General features: G+C 67.6%; 11 protein-coding genes. 3 read left to right on the forward strand and 8 right to left on the reverse strand.

All coding sequences use genetic code 11. The annotated features are described in order from the left end of the window. Window positions 1-57 precede the first annotated feature (57 nt). Entirely contained in the window at window positions 58-4,854 is a 4,797-nt protein-coding gene (locus ACOKM3_RS13385) for a toxin glutamine deamidase domain-containing protein (protein WP_426900185.1), read from the reverse strand. Window positions 4,855-4,957: 103 nt separating this feature from the next. On the opposite strand from ACOKM3_RS13385, the gene ACOKM3_RS13390 reads away from it, so the two are divergent. From ACOKM3_RS13390 to ACOKM3_RS13400, 3 genes are all read left to right on the forward strand, one after another. Beyond that, window positions 4,958-7,756: an SUKH-4 family immunity protein gene (locus ACOKM3_RS13390; protein WP_426900187.1), complete on the forward strand. Its 2,799-nt coding sequence runs from the start codon at window positions 4,958-4,960 to the stop codon at window positions 7,754-7,756. A 558-nt stretch (window positions 7,757-8,314) separates the two neighbouring features. Then, window positions 8,315-9,676: a hypothetical protein gene (locus tag ACOKM3_RS13395; protein WP_426900189.1), complete on the forward strand. Its 1,362-nt coding sequence runs from the start codon at window positions 8,315-8,317 to the stop codon at window positions 9,674-9,676. Further along, complete coding sequence (locus ACOKM3_RS13400) at window positions 9,673-11,202, forward strand: outer membrane protein assembly factor BamB family protein (RefSeq protein ID WP_426900191.1); 1,530 nt, start codon at window positions 9,673-9,675, stop codon at window positions 11,200-11,202. The genes ACOKM3_RS13395 and ACOKM3_RS13400 overlap by 4 nt, the downstream gene beginning before the upstream one ends. A gap of 301 nt (window positions 11,203-11,503) precedes the next feature. Here ACOKM3_RS13400 and ACOKM3_RS13405 read toward each other — a convergent pair whose 3' ends face one another. The 7 genes from ACOKM3_RS13405 to ACOKM3_RS13435 all read right to left on the reverse strand — a co-directional run bounded on the left by ACOKM3_RS13405 (window position 11,504) and on the right by ACOKM3_RS13435 (window position 19,430). Next, window positions 11,504-12,853 (reverse strand): S8 family serine peptidase, encoded by a 1,350-nt coding sequence (locus tag ACOKM3_RS13405; RefSeq protein ID WP_426900193.1) that lies wholly within the window; start codon window positions 12,851-12,853, stop codon window positions 11,504-11,506. Window positions 12,854-12,944: 91 nt separating this feature from the next. Beyond that, complete coding sequence (locus ACOKM3_RS13410) at window positions 12,945-14,345, reverse strand: WXG100 family type VII secretion target (RefSeq protein WP_426900195.1); 1,401 nt, start codon at window positions 14,343-14,345, stop codon at window positions 12,945-12,947. A 68-nt stretch (window positions 14,346-14,413) separates the two neighbouring features. Continuing rightward, window positions 14,414-14,806 carry a hypothetical protein gene (locus tag ACOKM3_RS13415; RefSeq protein ID WP_426900197.1) on the reverse strand — a complete coding sequence of 131 codons (393 nt, stop codon included), beginning with the start codon at window positions 14,804-14,806 and terminating at the stop codon, window positions 14,414-14,416. A gap of 1,518 nt (window positions 14,807-16,324) precedes the next feature. Next, on the reverse strand, window positions 16,325-16,987 hold the full coding sequence (locus ACOKM3_RS13420) for a hypothetical protein (protein WP_426900199.1): 663 nt from the start codon (window positions 16,985-16,987) through the stop codon (window positions 16,325-16,327). A gap of 57 nt (window positions 16,988-17,044) precedes the next feature. Further along, entirely contained in the window at window positions 17,045-17,734 is a 690-nt protein-coding gene (locus ACOKM3_RS13425) for a hypothetical protein (RefSeq protein ID WP_426900200.1), read from the reverse strand. A 115-nt stretch (window positions 17,735-17,849) separates the two neighbouring features. Next, window positions 17,850-18,902: a hypothetical protein gene (locus ACOKM3_RS13430; protein ID WP_426900202.1), complete on the reverse strand. Its 1,053-nt coding sequence runs from the start codon at window positions 18,900-18,902 to the stop codon at window positions 17,850-17,852. Window positions 18,903-19,139: 237 nt separating this feature from the next. Next, window positions 19,140-19,430 (reverse strand): WXG100 family type VII secretion target, encoded by a 291-nt coding sequence (locus ACOKM3_RS13435; RefSeq protein ID WP_426900203.1) that lies wholly within the window; start codon window positions 19,428-19,430, stop codon window positions 19,140-19,142. Window positions 19,431-19,573: the final 143 nt, after the last annotated feature.

Below are 19,573 nucleotides of genomic sequence, written 5' to 3' on the forward strand. Positions count from 1 at the left end.
GAGCCCGACAATTGCCCCGGCGCCGGTTGGCCAATTCGCAGGGAGGAATTCCAGCTCCTACGCGGCAGGGTCCCCTTGACCATTCGCCCCGACCATCTGTGTTCTCACGTGGATCCAGGCCTCCGCGACGACAGCGAGGTGATCTGCCAACTCCTCGTCCATCCTGTTCTTCGACTCCTTGTCCGAGTGCCGGTACGTCGTGCTGTAGTACACCGGAACACCGTTCATGGACTCGTGCTGCGCGATGGTTCGGGAACATTCGGCGTAACCAGAGTTGAGCTCCCTCGAACCACAAGGTTCACGTTCGGTGTACAGGCCGGCAATCGTGTACTTCGGGTCGACCCCGGGCTCAGTGGCGCCATTGACGGTATCGATCCAGTTCAGAATATGCGATTCGGAGTGCAGGGGGCTGACCGCGTCCAAGCCGGCGGGGACGGAGGAATCGACGACGTAGGTACTGTTGCCCTTGGCGTCGACCAGCTCGACAACCGCATAGTTCTTGCCTGACAGATCGGGCCCGGTACCGGATTCGAGCGCGGACTCGAGAAGGTCCTGGATCTTCCGTCGCTTCACGGACGACAGGTCCTCGGCCACGGATTCGTTGAAGACGGACCGTAGATTGGCGAACGCCTTCTTCGACTCGGTGTCCGAGCGGTACTTCGGAGGCAGGTCCGCCGCCGCTTCGTTGCGTCGCCTCGCCGCTGAGGACTCGTGGTCGCTCTGGGCAGGATTGGGCACCTGGTTGTTACCGCTGCCCTTGGTGGTGCCTTCGTAGGGACTGTGACTGTCCGGGGGGCGCTCCGGGCTGTTTCCGACCGCGTTGTCCGCGTGGAAGGAGTTGCTCATGCGCGCGATCGCCGCGATCACGGCGTACTTCTCACCGTCGTTCATCGTGGCGAACTTCTCACCGAGAGCGTCTCTCAACTCGGCGTCGGTAAAGGCAGTTGGCGGGACTTTGGTGCCACGGTGGTTCTCTACGGCCTCGTCATGGACTTGCTGAGCCTCCGCCCTGCGCTCCGCGGCTTCGGCCAGCTCTCCGTCCTTCAGTGCGGTCGCCTGGTCCGTCTCGCCGTTCTTCTCGTGCTCCTTGACCTGTTTTTCGATCGCGCGTTCCTCGATGAGAGCAGCCTGCAAGGCCCTCCGAGGCGTCTCGACCGGCTCCATCGCCTTCTCATAGGCCTTCCGACGCTCAGCCGCCTGCTCCAGGAGCCCAGAAAGGGGAGCTTCAGGGTGCTTCTCCGGATCGACCCAGTCCCGCATGGTCTGGTGCACGGCATCCAGGTCGGTCCGATACACGCTGTGGGACTCTCGCAGAGAAGCCTGAATCGGGTCAGGAGCCACCCCTTGCTGAAGGTCGCCCGAATTCTCAGCAACGAGGCCGCCGTTCCGATTGGCGCGCGTGGGATCCAAGTCCCGCCTGGATTGCCCCTCTTCTTGTTGCTGCCCCTGTTCCTGCTGCCCTTGCTGCTGATCCTGGTTGGGCTGCTCAGGGGCCGCGCCATAGGAGGCCGTGGAGTCCGAACCGTACCCACCCTGCTCCTGATCGGGCTGAGGTGACTCGGACGACTGTGACGAATCCGCCGACTGGGACGAGTCGGAGTCGGATGCATTGGTCGATTCAGACGTATTGGACGAGTTGGATGAGTCGGAGTCAGACGATTCAGATGCGTCCGATGCCTCGGATTCCGTGTCCTGCTTCTTCTCCCATGGGGCGTCCATGGTCTGCCCGTTGGAGTCGAACGGGACGTAGCGGACGCCGGCGGCGCCGGTGTGGATGGGGTTGGGGCTGACCTCGCCGGTCTGGTGGTCGACCCAGATGATCTGGCCGTTGTGGTTGTAGACGTTGAAGGCGTGTCCGCCGCCGCCGGGCCATTGGACGCCGACGATGGCGGCGGAGCCGGGGCCGGCCTCCTGGAGGTGGTGGGCTATTCGTGCGTAGGGGCTGGGGTGGTCGGCGCCGGCCCAGATCTGGGGGCGGCCTGCCCAGGCGTCGAGGTTGTTGTACGAGTCGCGCTCGGGCGACATCGTGTCGAGTGTGCCGTCGTGGTTCTTGTCCGGGGTGCGGGGTGCGGAGACCTGGGGGTCGCCGAACCAGGTGGACAGGCCGGCGCGGGCGTTGTCGAGGCAGTTGTTGGAACGTCCGGGCTGCTGGAGGCCGCCGTCGTTCTGGAGTTGGGCCCATTCACCGTTGGGGTCGGGGTGGCGTTGGGGCGTGCCGTCCGGGTTGCGGGGGACGGCGTCCTGGAGGGCCTGCTGGTGGGCGGGGTCCGGCGTCAGCAGGCCGTAGGGGGCGTGGTTGAGGCTGTCGCGGATCTGCTGGAGGCTCTGGCCCTGGGAGAGGGGGGCCGGCTGGTCCTGCTTGGGGGGCGTGGTGTCGGAGGACTCATGCGCGGGGTGGCCGTTCGAACTGGGCTGTTGGGCGCCGGGGGTGTTGTTCGGGGTCTGAATCGGGACCTGGACCTGGACCGGGACCTGGGTCGGCGCCTGATTCGGGGCCGGGTTGGGCGTCTGGTTCGTAGGTTGGTTCGGCGTCTGGCTCGGAGCCGGATTCGGGGCCTGGTTGGGCGTCTGGTTCGGGGTGGGTGTGGCGGAGATGCCGGGCTGATTCGGGGTGTTGGGGTTGGGGTTGGCCGTGCCGGACCTGTTGTTGCTGGGGGTGTTGGGGCGGGGCGTCGAGGGGGTTGTCGACTCGGGGCGGGTCGGTGTGGGGGTCGTGCGGTGGGGGGCCTCGGTACGGGGGGTGTCCGTACGGGGCTGCGTGGCCGTTGAGTTGGGCTGGCGCGACGGGCCCTGGGTCGGCGTGGTGGGGGTGTTCGTGACCGGGCCCGGGGTTGCGGTCGCGGTCGCGGTCGGTGCGACGTTCGGGGTCGGTGTTGTGGCGTTGGGGTCGCCGGTGGGCGTCGGGTTCGCCGTGGGTGCGGGGCGGGTCGAGGGGTGGGCCTCGGTGGCCGTGGCGCTTTGGGAGTGGAACGTGGGGCTGGACGACGTACGTGAGGGCGAGTCGGAACCCGTGTGGGCGCCCGTACCCGCGCTGGGTATGGACCCCGGGGTCGTGGAGGTGGAGGTGGGGGCGGGTGACGAGGTGTCGGTGGGCGTGGGGGTGCCCGCCGGCGTCGCCGTCGTCGTGGGTTGTTGGACCTGCGTACGTGGGTCGGTCGCGGTCGACGGATCGTTACCGCGGTCAGGCGAAGGGATCTGTGCGGCGGCGCCGTTGGACTCCTGCGTCGGGGCGGCGCTCTCCGAGGCCGTGTTGATGCTGTGGGACGGATCGGGCTGGCCGGTCGGCGGCGCCGAATCCGGTATGGGGGTCGGCGCGGGCGACGGCGTGTTCGTGTCCACGTCCACGCGCGCGTGCGGCACCGAGGAGGACGGGTCCGTCTGTGCGGCGGGCGCGGGTGTGGCCGTCTCGCTGCCGTTGCGCTGCGCGTCCGTACCCGTCGACACGTCCGGCGTGCTCTGCGAACCGGTCGAACCGGGTGAGGAATCCGGTGTGCTCGACGGGCCCGTGGAGCCGCCGGCATCGGACGACGTGGAGGATCCGGGCGCCGGCTGCTGCTCGTGGTAGCCCGCGTCGAACGGGGTCAGCGGCCGGTCGGACGACGGCGCCGGGGAAGGAGTCGGCGTCGGTGTCGGTGTCGGTGTCGGTGTCGGTGTCGATCCGGCGTCACCGTTCGAGGTCGCCTGCGAACCAACTCCAGTACTGCCACTACCTGTTGAACTCGTGCCGCCAGGGTCGCCGGAAGCCGAAGCGCCAGCCGTACCGCCTCCGTCGCCGGACCCGGATGCCCCGGAGCCAGCCCCTGATCCACCGGAACCGGAACCGCCCGAACCGGCCCCGGATCCACCGGACGCCGCTCCACCGGCACCAGCTCCCACCCCGGCACCCGCCGACGTACCTCCAGCCCCGTCCCCACCGGAACCGGAACCGGACCCGGCACCAGCCCCAGAGTCGGACCCGGCACCCGAAGAACCCGCCCCAGCCCCCGCATCCCCATCCGCCCCACCCGACGACGACGAGTTCCCCGCCGCACTGTCCAGCCCACCCCGCGCATGCGACCCCGCCCGGCCCCCGGCCCCGTCCCGCAGCGACTCACCCAATGTCTGGCCGAAGTTGTCGAACCCGTCCTTGACGGCCGTCTTGCCCGCCTCAGCGGTCCGCCCCAGGTTGTACCCGTCCTGCGCACCGAAGTTCTGGTTCACCGTCTGCGCGACGAGATCCTTGCTCATCTCCTCCAGCGCGGAGACGAACGGCTCCTTCACCGCCTCCAGCGCCGCCTCCAGCAGCGCCTGCGCGGCCTCCTTCAAAATCTTGCGCACCGCGATCCGGGTCACCTGCGTCATCGCCGCCGACGCCGCCGCCGATATCCCGAACGTGACCACCGCCGTCGCCGCCGCCACCGCGATCTGGACCGCCAGCACGATCAGCTGAACGATCACCGCGATCTTCATCCCGATGATCAGCATCGCCGCGACATCGAAGACCGACGCGATCACCTCGGCCGCCTGCCGGGCATCGTCCAGATACCCCGACCCGCCCGCGAACTTGTCCCACTTCTCGACGAACGCGTCGATCGACTCGCCGTAGTTGTCCGACGTGACATTCCCGGCCGACCGCATCGCATCCGACTGGATGTCCCCGACCTGCGCCCCGAAATCGCGCCACGTCTGCGCGGCCTGCATCATGTGGTCCTCGTTGGCGGTGGGCCAGTCGAAGCCCAACATCTCCAACAGCCACGCCAACTCGTCCGGCAGCATCATCGCCATGGCGGCATCTCCCCCGTGTCGCCGTACATCCGCAGGACCCCGCGTGCCACAACAGGCCCAACAGACGTAATTTTGCGCGGAGTTTACCAAGCCACTCGGGCACCTGGGCACCCCCACCGGCCACGCGTGTCCCGTTGTCAGAGGCCGCCCTTAAGGTGGGCATGCACGTGTTTACGGGGAACCAGGGAGAGTCGTGAGCTGGCAGAACAGCCCCATGGGAGCGCCCCAGCAGCCCATGGCTGCGCCGCAGCACCCCATGGCAGCGGCGCAGCAGGTCGCCTTCGAGCCGCATCCGTTCATCGGCGGCCGCGCCTCCGCCCTGCGCGCGCTCGCCGCCTGGCGGGCCGCCGCGCCCGGCGTGCCGCGCGTCGCGCTCCTCACCGGCTCGCCGGGGTGCGGCAGTTCGCGCCTGCTGACCGGCTTCCTGATGCTGTGCGACCCCGGCCACCGCGAGCGCATCGACCTCTCGCGCCTCGATCCGTGGACGGTCCCGCCGCCGCTGCCCGCGCCCGCGGTGCCGAGCGCCGCCGGGCTCACACCGGCCCAGCTGCTGTGGGTGCTCGCCGACCACTACGGGATCGACGTCGCGCGCGATGCGGAGGTGTACGAGGCCCTGGGCGCGGGTGAGCGCGTGATCGTGGTGCCGGATGTGGACGAGGCGGGTCCCGTACGGGCCGGGCGCGGGCCCGAGCGGATGGCGCGCGAGCTGCTGCTGCCGCTCGCGGGGCTCCCTTCCGTACGACTCCTCGCCGAGGTCCCGCGCGCGGTGGCCGCCGAGATCGCCGCCGCGCTCCCCGCCGGGACGGCACAGGTCATCGATCTCGACGCACCCGAGCACGCCGACCTCCACGGCCTCACCCTGCAGACCCAGATCGCACTCGATCCGGCTTTCGGGGCGCCCCGGCTGCCGTTCACCGACGACCCGCAGATGCGGCTCTGGCTCGCGCAGGGCATCGCGTCACGCACGGCCACGGGCCCGGGCGGCAGCCGTCTGACCGCCCAACTGGCGGTCAACGCCCACCTGTTGGCACCAGAGCCGCCGCCCAACGCCGCCCTCTTCCCCGCCGGCCCCGCCGACGCCGTCGCCATGCACGCCCAGCGCCTCGGCACTGACCCGACCCTCCTGCCTGCGATGCTCGCTCCACTGGCCCTCGCCGAGGGCGAGGGGCTCCCCCTGCCCTTGTGGGCACCACTGGCCTCGGCGCTGGCCGGCCGCGACCTGGCGCCGGACATCGCCAACGGAATGCCGCTCGCCGGCCCGTTCGTCACCACGGTGAACGACGAGGACGCAGCCGGACCCACCCTGATCGCCCTCGCACACCCGGCCCTCGGCGAAGCGCTCCGCGCCACGCTGCCCGACGTACGCGCCGCGCACCTGTGCCTCGCGATGGAGCTGCTTGAGCGGGTCCCCGACGACGGCTGGTCACACGCCGACCCCTACGTACGGAACGGCATCGTCGGCCACCTCCTGGGCGCGGGCCAACTGCCCCGCCTGCTCAAGGACCCGTGGCTCCTGGCGCACACGGACCCCGTGGTGCTGCGGGCCGCGCTGGACGAGATCACGACGGATACCCGGGCGCGCGAATCGCTCCCCGCTCCGGGACGTACGTACCTACGGATCGCCCCACTGCTGACGCGTACGCAGGCGGGACCGGCGCAGCGCGCGCGGATGCTGGCGGGGGCGTTCGAGGAGGACGGACTCACGGAGTACGCGGCGGCATTGGGCTCCGCCGGCAGGGGCGAGGCCGGCGGCCCTGCTGCCTCCGGTCCCACGGCTCCAGTGGTCCCACAACGTACGGCTCCACAGTCGACGGCACCGGAACCGATCCCGGCACCGGCACCGGTTCCGGTTCCGCCCACCACATCCCCGCAACGGACACCCACCGTGGTGGACTACCCGCTGGCCCCGCCCGAGCCGATGGCGGCGCCCGCGCCACCCCATCAACCGCACCAGTCGGCACCCGCTCCCACCCCCGCGGGCCCGCCACCGGGCCGCCCGGCCACCGGCCCGGGGAACACCGCGGTCTTCACCTACGTCGACCCGCGCACCGGCCAGGAGGCCTACGTCACCGCCACCTCGGCGCCCGGCAAGCCGCCGGCCGAGTACCAGGGCATGGCGCAGCTGGGCGAGTTGAGGGTGCCCGTGGAGAACGTGGTCGCGATCCACACGGACCTGTGCCCCGGCTACTTCCCCGGCGGCTACACGGCGAACGTCCTGCTGTCCACGTTCCCGAACGCCTCCCACTCGCACGCGCACCCGTACGGCCGGGACCAGGCCTCCCGCACCGAGGGCATCGCCGCGCTCACGTCCCACGCGCAGATGATGTCCCAGCTCGCGGGCCAGCAGGCGCCGCCACAACCGTCTCGCGCACCGCTCCCCCACCCCGCACCACCCACACACGTCCTCCCTGACGCGGAGCTCGGCCCGCTTCTCACACAGGTCTTCGGCGAGCAAAAGGTCCGCCGCTACGCTCCCCAACTCCTGTCCAACGCGCCGCTCCCCGACGCGGCCCGCGCAACACTGAGCGTCGCCGGCCTTCCAGCCGACGTCCCCCTCTTCTTCCTGGCGGACACCGATGCTCCCGGCGTCCCACCCGTCATGGGCGGCATGTTCGCGGACGCGCGTACCCACCTCATCGGCACCGGTGCCCAGTTGCCCCCTGCCGCGGCCGACACCCTCGCCACACACACCCGCATCGGCACGGACGGCATGTTCGTGATCACGGTGCAGCGCGACAGCGGCCAGGTCTGGGCGGCCATGCCCCTGGACGGCAGCCTCCAGTACGTGAACTCCTCGGTCGCCGCCTTCTCGTACTCCCTCGCGACCCTGTACGCGACGCGCGGCCACATGGTCGACGCGACCCCACACACGGCAGGCACCATCGTCGCCGACCTCCAGACCCGCCTCCTGGCCATCGACCCCAACGCCCTGTCGCAGCCGGACAATTGGTGGTCCTTGATCATCGAGCAGATGTGGCACGGGTTGTTCTGAGGACGGGGCGTCAGCTGGTCGTGAGCCACATACCGACCGGCGAAGCCCGTCCACCGTCTGCGCCCCTAGGGTCCGTCGGCACTCCGCTCACACACCCTCTGGTCACCCATGTACACGCACCGGCCGCCGGATCCGAAGGCGCCTGATCCCCGCCCGCCGCGCCCTCGCGATGCGCGACGCAGCGTACCGAAGGCGCCGAGACGACGCCGACGGCAGTAACGGCGGTGAGGGCGGTAACGGCTAGCTGACCACCCAGCTCACGGCGAGCGCCCCCAGGGTTACGGGAGTTAACGGTGTTGCCGATATAAGCATCTGATAAAAATGAGGATCGCGTCCCCTGAGTCGGATGCATGACAAGCGTCGTCACGGGGGACGGACGTGTGTCCCCCCAATAACGAGGGATCCATGTCGTTTCAACCGCCGCAGGGATACGGGCAGTCGTATCCCCCGCAACAGCCACCCAGGCCGCCGTCTCCGCCGCCTGCGCCCCCGAGACCCCCGATCACGCCGCAGAGCGATGCGCCGCGCACCGGGAACCCGGTCCTCAAGTGGGTGACCGTGGCCTTCGGCGGAATCGCTGTCCTCGCGCTCGGCCTGATGGTGTTCGGCATCGTTCGGGCGGTCAGCGACGACAAGCTGCCAGTAGCGGGTAAGGGGGGTGAGGCGACCGCGATCACCCAGGCCGAAATGTCGAACCTTCTGAAGCAGCACTCCAAGGCGCTCACGGGCGGCGACAAGGGCACCTATCTCGCGCCGTTCGACGGCGGTTCGTCGGCCCTGAAGACCAAGCAGGCCTCGCTGTTCGCGAACCTGCGCAAGGTCCCGTTCGCGGTGTCGGAGTACCAGTTCCTCAACATCGACGGCCGGGCCGTCGACCACTATGGCGCCGGCGCGTCAGCCTCTGTCGACGTGGCGTTCGTACACCAGGTGAAGGGGGCCGACGCCACCCCCGTCGCCGAGTGGTACCGCTGGACGGTCGAGAAGAAGACCGAGGACTCGGACCTGAAGGTCACCGCGGTAGGGCCGGCCACTCCGAAGCTCGCCGGATTCGGCAAGATGACCAACTACCCGGCGCCTTGGGACGCGTACGACTCCATGGCCGTCACCGCCAAGCCGCACACGGTGATCTTGTCGGATGCCTCGCAGGCGGCTGATGCACGCCGCTACGCCCCGTACATCGAGAAGGCTGCGAAGGACAACCTCGAACGCTGGCAGGCCCATGGCCCCAAGGACGGCAGAACGATGCCCGGCTTCGTCGTCACGCTCGAGAAGAACCGCAAGGTTTACAAGAACATGTATCGAGCAGGCACCGGCGACGAGGACGACGAGTCGATCTCCGAAGCGGGCGTGTCCGTCCAGATGCCGGCGGTTCCAGCAGGAGGCAGCAAGGCCAAGGTGGACGTCCAAAACGGTGGCGCTCGCATCGTCATGGACACCGCGGAAAGCCGGTTCACCCGCCCCGACTACGCCTCGGGCGTCCTCGAGATCAGCCACCACGAACTCGCGCACACTCTGGTGGAGCCGCTGACAGGCCCCGACGGTCAGGCGCAGCTGTGGGTGGTGGAGGGCTTCGCCGAGTACATGGCGATGCGGAACGACTCGGCGGCGGCAGCCAGGGAAGTGCGAACCCTGAAGGCGTACTACGGGGGCCGCTTCGTCGACCCCTTCGACGGCAAGCTCCCCACCAGCGAGAACTTCCACAGCACGATCGATGAGGAGAACAGCGCGCACTACACGCTGGGTTGGCTGGGCATCCGTTTCATCGCCGAGAAGTACGGCGAGGACAAGGCCCTCACCTTCGTGGCCGAGCAGTACAAAAACCCCAAGGGGATGGACGCGCAGCTGACGAAGGCCACCGGTATGGGTACGGACGAGTTCCAGGACGCCTGGGCCGACTACGTGAGGAAGCAGATCTCATGACGACGCCCGGCTACTCCAACGGCATGCCGCCCGTATCGGGACAGCAGCCCTACAACTCGTCGTATCCGCCCCAACAGGGCTACGCACCCCAGCAGCCCTACCCGCCGCAGCAGCCCCAACAGGGCTTCGCACCACCGCAGTTCACGCCAGTACATCCACCGTCCTCCGCCCCTGGAAAGAAGCGGGGCAAGGGCCTGATGATCTTCCTCCTGGTGCTCAGCGTCATCATGTCGGGCGTCTTCGGCTCGGTGGCCTGGCTGCTCCTGGACCCGACCAAAGCATCTGTCGAGTGGAGCCTTCCCTATTACGGAGGCCAGACCGACACCCAGAATTACCTCGGCACCTGGTTCACGGGGGACACCGTCGTCCGCGCCCAGACCGATGGCATCAGTGCGCTCGACACCGACAGCGGAGACCTTCAGTGGGGGATGGCCGCTCCGGGCAAGGGCGCCTCAACGATCTGCCACGCCTCCTCCGTATCGAGCAAGAACATCGCCGTCCTCGCAGTTGGTGCCGTCCATGACTGCAACAGCCTCTTCGCCCTCGACCTCAAGACCGGGAAGAAGCTGTGGCAACGCACGATCTCAAAGCGTGACGACGGCCCCAGCACGGCAGTGAGCGGCGGCACGGTCGTGGTCAACGACAAGACCGCGTACGACCTGCGTACCGGAAAGGAGCTCTGGAAAGACAGCAAGAACGGGACGTACGGCGGCAAGGCCTGCAAGGGCCAGGGGTACGTCGGTGGCAAGCAGTTGGTGCGAGTGCAGCGCTGCACGACCCGCTGGGTGGGAGTCGTTCCGAAGGAACAGAGCTCGACGGCGGCCGGCGTCGACCCTGCAACGGGCAAGGCCAAGTGGACCTACAGCATGGGTAAGGGTGACTGGGGCTACGGAGACGACGCGACGGTCGTGTCGACCTCTCCGGTCATCGTCGGTGTTCCCTGGGACGTAAAAAAGAACGGGTTCACCGTCTTGCAGGATGACGGCAAGGTCAGAAGCAACCTGGTCCTGGGACCGAGCGACAGCTCCCGGCCTGCTGAGAGTTCCTTCGCTCAGCGTGAGGGTGCGACGGCAGGTGACCCTGAGGCCGCGATGAAGGTCATCGACAACACCCTGTACATCGCCGAGACGCACGAGAGCTCATCGCTGTGGTCGGCGATCGACGCATACGACCTCGACAGTGGCAGGCGCGTCTGGTCCACCGGAATCCGGACCGACGTGCAGTACGCCCTCGTCCAGGGCTCCGGGAACGAACTCTTGGCCGTCAAACACGACGACAACAGCTGGCGCGAGGACACCTTCGGCAGCGATGGGTACCCCATGTACCTCGTCAGCCTCGACCCCAAGACCGGTGCAGAAGCACAAGAGCAGTACTACGGGCACCTGGACGGGGCGCTCGGCCTGGACACCTGGGCCATGCCCTACATGCATGACGGCTCACTGTTCCTCGCCTCGGTGTCCAACACCGGCGAGAACAACGGCGTGTACGAGGCGCACGAGTCCTCACTCATCAAAATGGGCAGCTGATGGCGTGGGCGGGCGACCTCTGTGCAGGTCGCCCGCCCCCGGTCGACGGAAGCGGGCCCGGGTGGGGCCGCGGGCCGTTCAAGCAGCTGTAGCCCGCCCGAGAAGGCCCGCGCTACGCGCGCCCTCTGTCTGCGTGACCACTGTGAACCTATGCCAACGACGGGCAGGACTCCGGTCTCACGACCGTCCGTCGGCATCACGCACGCCCTCCTTGTCTTCTGCGCGAGGCGGGCGCCTACAAACAGCACCGCGCCCCGCGTCCGGATCGGACACGGGGCACGGTGGCGCTCAGCGTGGGGAACTACTGCTGGCCGTACGGCGGTTGCGAGGGAGGCGTCGGGTAGGAACCCGGCGCGGGCGCCTGCTGGTACGGATTCGGCTGCTGCGCCGGATACTGCTGCTGCCCCGGGTACGGCGCCTGGCCACCACCGCCACCCCAGCCACCACCGGGGGGTGGGGGCGGACCGCCGCCGTTGTTCTTCTTGCTGCGCACGATCACGATGACGACGATCACCAGGACGACGAGGACGCCAGCGGCGATGCCGACGATCAGGCCGGTGCTCATCCCGCCGGAGTCCGAGGAGTCGGAGGCGGCGTCGGGCGACGAGGAGGAGGACGGGGCCGAGGCGTCGCCACTGCTGGTTTTGCCGATGGCGGCGTTCAGCTCGTCGATCTTGAGCGGCCCGTTCTTGGACCCGGCCGGGACGTCCTTGGTGAGGGCGGCCAGCGGTTGGATGAAGCCGTAGCCGTAGTGCTCGTCGGGGAGCGATGCGCCCTTCTCGGAAGCGGGGAGGCCGGCGGTCTTGACGAGGCGGTTGACCAGTTGACCTGCGGAGAGGTCGGGGAACTTCTCCTGGAGGAGCGCTAGGGCGGCCGAGGTGAAGGCGGTGGAGTCAGAGGTGCCGTTAGTCTTGCTGTACCCCGTAGACCCTCCAGCCGTATTAACAATCCCTACACCAGGAGCAGCCAAGAGTACGGTTTTGCCGTAGTTCGACTTGCCCCAAATCTTCCCACTGCTCGTCACTGCCCCTACCGAGAGAACACCCGGGTAGCTGCTCGGGAACTTGTGATCCGCGCTCGCTCCATCGTTTCCAGAGCCAGCGACGATCGGGACGCCCTTGTCGAGGGCGTAGGAGATCGCCTCCTGCTCTGCACGGAGGTCTCCGCACCGGCTGACTTCTTGTGAAATGTTGATGACCTGGGCGCCCTGATCGACTGCATAACGAATCGACCGCGCGAAGCACCCTTGGTTACCGTCACGAATGGGGAGGATCTTGGCTTCTGGGGCCAAACCCTTAGCTCCTGCCGCCCCCGCCGCACCATGGCCGTGCGCCGCAATAATTCCAGCCATGTGCGTTCCGTGATCGTCGCTGCCTTCGGGCGAGGCGTCGTCGTCCCCGGACATAAAGTCCTTGCCTGCCAGCACACTGCCCTTGAGGTCAGGGTGGTTCGCGTCGACGCCGTCATCAATCACGGCGACCGTGACACCCTTACCGGTCGCGACGTTCCAAATCTTGTCCGCCGAGAAGGCCGACAAGGGCCACTGGGCATCTCTGACTTGGTCCGCCGACGCCGTGGGCGCGGCCGCGAAAAGCAGCGCTCCCGCCGCCGCTGCAGCGCCGACCGCGCGCAGCGCTCGCGTGAAGCTCATGCCGTAACACCTTCCCTCGCAGGGCGGGGCCCACAGCCTGAAGGCTGCGGGCCCCGTCTCGTCTTCACCGCATATTAACCAGCAGGCCTGACTATTCCACGACCTTGGGGTTAACGGTGCGGTTGCTTGCCCAGGTCTCCTCGTCCTCGACGAGGTAATCCGGACGGGCGTTGTCGCGCCCCTTCTTGTCCTTGCCCTTGCCCGTCTGAGCACCGTGCCCGGCAAGGCCACCGCGCCCAGCAGTACCAGCGCCGCCCGTCGCAGTCTTCGGCTTCTGACGCAGAGCGGAACCGCCCTGCTGTCCGGATCCCGGCTTGACGACGGACTTGCCGATCTCGCCGCCCTTCGTACGGGCGAGCGAGTTGCCCTTCAGCCCCTTCGACGCGTCCTTCCCGGCAGCTCCGGCACCCGCACCACCGCCGAGGCCGCCACGTCCCATGGCGCCTGCGCCGCCACGGCCGGCGGCACCCGCACCGAGGCCTGCACCGGCACCGATCCCGCCGCCGATTCCTGCACCACCCGTACCACCAGCACCGGCTCCGGCTCCGGCTCCGGAACCAGCCATTCCACCACCGACGCCGCCTGCACCTGCACCCGCACCGATGCCGCTGCCTCCGGCTCCTGAGCCACCATTGAAGCTGAGGTTGCCGGCACCGATCTGCGAGCCTGCCGTCGGCTTCTGCGAGCCGATTCCCCCGCTGATACCGCTCGTTTTTGGCGACTTCACATTCGTGATCGGCGCGCCTGAGCCGGTGGAGCGGCCGAGTTTGCCGGTGCCAGCGCCGCCAGACGGGCCGGTTGCGGACCCAGCGGGGATCGGTACAGGAGCAACTCCACCAGGCTCACCCGGAAAGTCCTCCCTGCCGTCGTCGATCCCCTTCCTCCACGACCCCATCGACCTACTCTGCGCGTTATAGCCCGCCCCCAGCTCCTCCATCTTCACGGCCATCTTCATCTGCGCCTCACGCCCCTCCGACATGTCGCCTTCGCGACCGTCGGCAATCTGCTGCGCAGAGACGTTCTTATTGGCGAGATCCCGGTTGAGACCGTCCTCGTCACGTCCGCCGTCGGTGAGCTTGTCCCCGAGGCTGCTGGCACCGCTCGGCTTCTCCATATCCCTGACGATGGGCTGGATGTCGCCCAGCACGTTCGCCGCACTCGTCATGGCAGTGGAGACATGCGAGGCGTACGTGGACGTGTCATGGATCTTCTTGGAGATCACCTTCGACCGGGCCTGGAACTGGTCGGCCGATGTGCCCTCCCAGTGCTCCAACACCTCGGCCACGGCGTGCTCGTAGGCTTCCTTGATCCCCACGAGCTGCTCGTGGACACCTTTCCAGCCCCGGGCGGCGTCGTGCACGTTGTCCGGCTTGGCGTCCTGGACCATGGCCTTCATGGTGTCCATGTCCAGGTTCTTGAAGTCGGTCGTGTTGTCACCGACGTAGCACTGGGTCGGCGCACTGTAGGTGTAGCTCGCACCCGCGTCACTCATTGCGACCGAGGCCCCCTTCGTCTCTCACTTCACGTCCTGCATACCCGCTACCGCGTGCGCTTCTCCTGCTACACACCGGACATCGACCCCGTGGAGGCCGCGGGCGGTGAGGACGGCGCCGAAGCCGACTCCGCCCCGTGCATCCCGCCCGCCGTGTCCGCCTCGGCGTCCTGGTACGCCCCGTGCGCCTTCTTGGTCTTGGCTCCGAAGTCGTCCATCACCGACTCCAGATGACGGACGACCTCCTTGAGGTACTCCCTCATCTCGGAGTGCGCCTTGGAGAGCTCTTCCGCCTCCTCGAAGCGGTGCCCACCGACACTCCTACCCAGCGCACCGGCCGGTAGGTACGTCCTGTGCTCGGTGTCCGCGTTCGCCTTACCAAGGTCACCAATAACCGCGTTCAGCTTCTTGATGACGTTGTCGAGCGCGCTCAGATCGACCTTGTACCCGTCACCGGCCATGCGCTTGGCCCTCCCCGTTCATCCCGCTAGTCCCGTTCTTCCCGTTGGGGGCGATAAGTCCGGTCCCCTGTCACAAGCCTGTCCTTAGCCTATCGAACGGCACCCACACCTCGCCCGGTGCTGCCCGTCACAACTGCGCGACAAGTGCGGCGGACAGGCTGCCTCATGGGGCATAAGCGGAGCAATTACCTCAGGCACGTGTCCCGGCGGCTACACCACTTCAAGGCACTCAATCGGATGCTTCGGGGTGCCCCTTTCAGTGACCCACGCGCTCGACGAACGGCCCCGCATGAGTCGAGGGCCATGCGACCAGAGCGATCCACGACCCGTCCGCGAAAAGGAGCTCGAAGCGGCCGCGCTGGAGGAGCCCCTACAGATGTCTCGACAGACGCGTCGGCCGCCACGTCCCGTCCCCCGGCCGAACGTCCCGATGCCCCACCCGCCACGGAAACGTCACGCCCCATGCATGCCGAACTCCGAACGGCCGGGCTCAGCCGTCCCATTCACGCAGTACGGCCTGCGCATAGACGACCCGCATGTCCAAACGGGCCGTCCGCACCTTGTACTTGTCGGGCATCCCGTAGAACTTCAGGGGGGGCGCGGCCCAGCCCACCGTTGGCGCGCCACGCCGTCCGCGACGGCAGATGCCAGTCGGGGCGGCCGTATCCGCCGACGAGGCCCGCCACGTTGTAGACCAGCAGCAGCGGCGAGAGCAGCACGTACAGAATCCACGCACCGACGGTTCCGCGACGGCCGACCAGGCTTGTGCCGTCCGGCAGTTGCATCTCGTATCGGGGACGTCCGCCTCCGCCTGGAGTCGGCAGTCGCAGCACACCCAGCTCCACCCCGTCAGGCCCCGTCACAACCAGGTCGGAGCCCGCATGCGGACGGGCCGTTCGCCGGGCCACCGAACACAAGGGCGCACTCCCTGCCTGGTCCGCGAAGAGGGTGAAACGCCGGCCCCCGCCGTCCGCTGTGCCCTCGCTCGGAAACGCCCCTCGGACGTAGACCGCGTTCCCACCTCGTACCTTGATGAGGAGTTGGAAGTTGGCCGCTGCCCTCTCTTGTGCGGTCGGATAGTGAACGCTGAAATCGGTACTCACGTTTCCTGGCCCAAGTGGTCGGCGGGAATGGGTTCGAGGTCGCAGGTCATCGCCAGCTCTTTCCGGTGGGCGCCGGCACGCGGGAAGCGTCGCTCTCCTCCTCTACGGCCTGGACGCGCCAGCCGGGAGGAGGCCCGAAACCTGCGTGCGGAACGCCTCGAGATCGGGGAGATTGAGGGGCGGCCCAGGGTCCGCCGGCGAAGCCGAACTCGAAAAGCTCGACCGAGCGCCGCCTGTTCCTGACCCCAAACCCGCACGCGACGTCGGCTACCGTACGGCCATACGAGCGTACGAGCTCGATCGCGTCCCGCTTGTACTCCTCGGAGTACCTCTTCGTGTACCTGTTACCTACCTGGTCACTGCTTCAGCGGACCGTGAACACAGGACGGATTACTGACTCACGACCTCCACACGTTCACGGCGTAGGCGCCCCCGCCGCCAGAATCCCAGGAATCTGCGGCATGGCCTCCTCGTGGGCCGGCAAGTAGAGCGTGCACCAGGAACCGTCGTCGAAGCCGAACTCGAAGCAGCCTTCCTTCTTGTGGTGCTTCCGGATCCAGCTCAAACGCGAGCGTGGAATCTGCCAGCCGGCCTGGGCACCTTCACCGACCTCGTACTCGGTTGCCTGAGCGCTCGGGGCGTAGAAGATCTGCAGGTGCTCCGGCGTGAGGACCAGGAAGGAATGGATGCACAGCCAACCTGAACGCGGCTGGGTGGCGGCCTCCAACTGCCCGGCCAGGCTGTTCCAACCGCCCCAGAAGGCGCGATTGCTCTGCTTGTACTTCTCCCGCTTGTCCGGATCGCCGCTGAATTTCGGGCCCGCCGGCGGTTTGTTGTCGCCTCCCAGGAACAACTGGTATGAAGCCGCCCAAACCTTGCTGAACACGTTTCCGGACCGGCGGAGATTGCTGAACACCTCAGGGCGCATCTCCGTGGGGGTGGCTGGTTCCGCCTCCTTCCACAAGGGGAGACGTTCGATAAAGCAGAGTGCGACGACGGACGTCCGCGCTTCAAGCAGTTCGGCAACGCGCGGGCGCATTACCTCGGCGAACTCGGCTGCACGGACACTGTCGATCATGAGCATGGCTCCTGGGGTGAGCTGGGCGGAGGGGGTGGCGGACCACGGTGCGCTCGATTATCCGAACGGAGTTGTTGCAGGGCCGGTCTCAACTCGCTGCTGGGGCACGACCCCAACCGCCGGCTGGTGGGCACTCGTGTACTGGGCGATCTCCATGTCCGTCGCCCAGTCAATGGTTCGCAGAATCTCGGCGAAGAGTTCCGAGTGTGTTTCCCAGCCCTGTGGGGTGAAGACACTCAGCTCGAAAAGGAGCAACTCCGCTGTGCCGGGCAACGGAACGTACGTCTGCAGGAGGCCGCGTGGCAGGTCAGCGGTTCCGCCGTCGTCGGCATCTCGCACGGATACCGGAACTTGCGCAACCCTCGTCACAGCGGGGCCACAGGGAAGCTTGACCGGGAAGACCTCGTCATGCGGGTACGCGGTCTCCACCGTACGAAGGAGCTGTTCCGCGCTGTCTTCCTCATCCAAGTCGTGTGCGAATTGCGTGACCAGGACGGTGGACAGGGTGTCAATGCCCTCCACCTCCAGGAAGCACATCCCGGCGTAGATCCCATCCGCACTCTTCAACTCGATGAGCTGCGCACCCAGCAGTTGAGCAAGCGCGAGCTGGTCATCCTGGCTGCTGCCCGGCAGGAGATCCTGCGACAGTTCGTACAGTTCCTGCCCGGCTTCGTCGTCGGACACGGCGTCCAAAGGGAGTTCATGCACGAAGGGCGGCATGATCCACCCGACCCGCAGTTCACTCATCTCAACGGCCGTCGGCGGCCCAGGAGTACTCATTCAGCGTCTCCTTCGCGATCGAGGCTCGCATCGGATACGCGGTCGTCGGAAGCAGACCGCACGACAATCGGACACCCGCCCATCACGCCGCCAGCGCCTTGCGGTACTTGGAGCTGTCCGGAGCAGCGGGTGCCTGGACAGTGGTGTCGTCGTTGGTGGTGAGCTCGTGCCAGGTTCCCTTGACCGCCGAAACTCCCTTGATCACCAGCTGTGTGGGTTGCTGAGGCAGCGTCTTCCCCGCGACCTTCCCCAGTGCAGCGTTGATCCCCTTCATGCTCAGCGGATTCTCCAAGCCTTCGCGAATCCCCATGGCCGCCGCGCGACTGACGATCCCCCCTCCGGCGGCCCCGGCCTTGTCTACCAGCCCTGCTCCTCTCACCGCCTTGGCTCCGGCAATCGCACCCTTGACTGCGCCGCCCACCCCGGGGATGACCCCCAACGCGTCCAACCCGATCTTCCATGCCGGGGTGCCATTGCCCCGAGCGTTGCCCATCCAGTGCCCGGCCATCGCGCCCGCCGCGCAGACTGCGGAGGCTCCGCCCAACAGGCCTGAAGCCACCTGCCCGGCGACCGGGACGACATTCACCGCCAACGCGGCTACGGCGAGCCCCGCAGAAATGGTCGACAGCAGATCCGCGTGGTCGACGAGGAAGTCCTTGAAGTCCCCCCAGGCCTCCTTGAGGCCATCGGCCACACGACTCCACACCGACAAATCCGGCGGATGATTCTCAGAGGCCTTCAGAATGGCGCGCTCGGCCTCGCCCGCACGGTCCTCCCACTTGGCGTGGATGTCCTCGGCCTCACGGATCAGGCTGTTGAGTTTGTCGGTGGCGGCACTCTCCGCGGCGGCGGCGCCATCGAGCGTCCGCTGGATGCGTTCGAGCTCGTCCACCTCGAAGACACGGCCCGCGTACTGGTCGGCGAGGTCCACGCGGCGCCGGCGCTTGGCGTCCGCGTCCTTGCGTGCCGGTATCGCCTCCGCCTCCACGCTCTGCGCGTGCGACTGCATCTCGGTCAGGTATCCGTGGTAGCGGTGCAGCGCGCTCGAACACGCCTGCATGGAGTCGCTGCCCTGCTGCAGGTACTTGGGCAGGCTCCCCAGCTTCTCCCGGAACTTGTTGGCCCGCGTCGCCACGCCACCAGCCGTCGTCTTTGCCGACGGAGGTCAACAGCTCCTCGAGTTCCTCGAGTTCACGCCCGACGGCAGCCACGTCCCTGGCCAGGTGGTCGACCGCCTCGGTGTCCCCCTTTGCAGGGTTGAAGCCGCCCCCCGGCCAGCCCCCGTCGTCCTCGATGAACATGCTCCGCCAGGACATGCCCCTTGCCTCCCCATGTCTACGAACGTCTGCTGCCCGGCCTCATGCCTACGTGCTCAACGAGCTCCGAAGCCCTGCGCAGTCTCGTTCTCGTTCGTCCGGTAGCCGTCCATCGTGGTCTTGAGCTTGTCGGCAATCTCCGAAGAGGCGCGCTCAATACGGGTGATGCCGTCCTCCCACTCGTCCTGGAAGGTGTCACAGGCGTCGTCGAGTCCGTCGGTGCCCAACGTCTTGGGGCCGACCGTCTTGAGTCTCTTGCGAGCTGCCTGCATCCGCTCGGCGACCTCGCTGAGCCGGTTGAAGGCCCGCGTCGCCTTGTCCTGATCGAACTCGTACCCCGTTGACATGCTGGTGCCCCCCCCGTGCCCTCATAGCTCACGCGCCCCTGTATGCGCCATCCGCCCAATAGGCGCTCAACGCTATCTCGGTTCTCTATGAAACCATCGGCGGAGTGCCGCTACCACAAAGGGCTGACCAAAGGAACGAGCCA

The organism is Streptomyces nidicola (genome assembly GCF_050106155.1).
Classification (GTDB): Bacteria; Actinomycetota; Actinomycetes; order Streptomycetales; family Streptomycetaceae; genus Streptomyces.

Excerpts from the sequence above, each read along its gene's own strand:
- ACOKM3_RS13400 (WP_426900191.1), top strand. The coding sequence starts at position 9,673 with ATGACGACGCCCGGCTACTCCAACGGCATGCCGCCCGTATCGGGACAG.
- ACOKM3_RS13405 (WP_426900193.1), bottom strand. The coding sequence starts at position 12,853 with ATGAGCTTCACGCGAGCGCTGCGCGCGGTCGGCGCTGCAGCGGCGGCG.
- ACOKM3_RS13410 (WP_426900195.1), bottom strand. The coding sequence starts at position 14,345 with ATGAGTGACGCGGGTGCGAGCTACACCTACAGTGCGCCGACCCAGTGC.
- ACOKM3_RS13415 (WP_426900197.1), bottom strand. The coding sequence starts at position 14,806 with ATGGCCGGTGACGGGTACAAGGTCGATCTGAGCGCGCTCGACAACGTC.
- ACOKM3_RS13420 (WP_426900199.1), bottom strand. The coding sequence starts at position 16,987 with ATGATCGACAGTGTCCGTGCAGCCGAGTTCGCCGAGGTAATGCGCCCG.
- ACOKM3_RS13425 (WP_426900200.1), bottom strand. The coding sequence starts at position 17,734 with ATGAGTGAACTGCGGGTCGGGTGGATCATGCCGCCCTTCGTGCATGAA.
- ACOKM3_RS13435 (WP_426900203.1), bottom strand. The coding sequence starts at position 19,430 with ATGTCAACGGGGTACGAGTTCGATCAGGACAAGGCGACGCGGGCCTTC.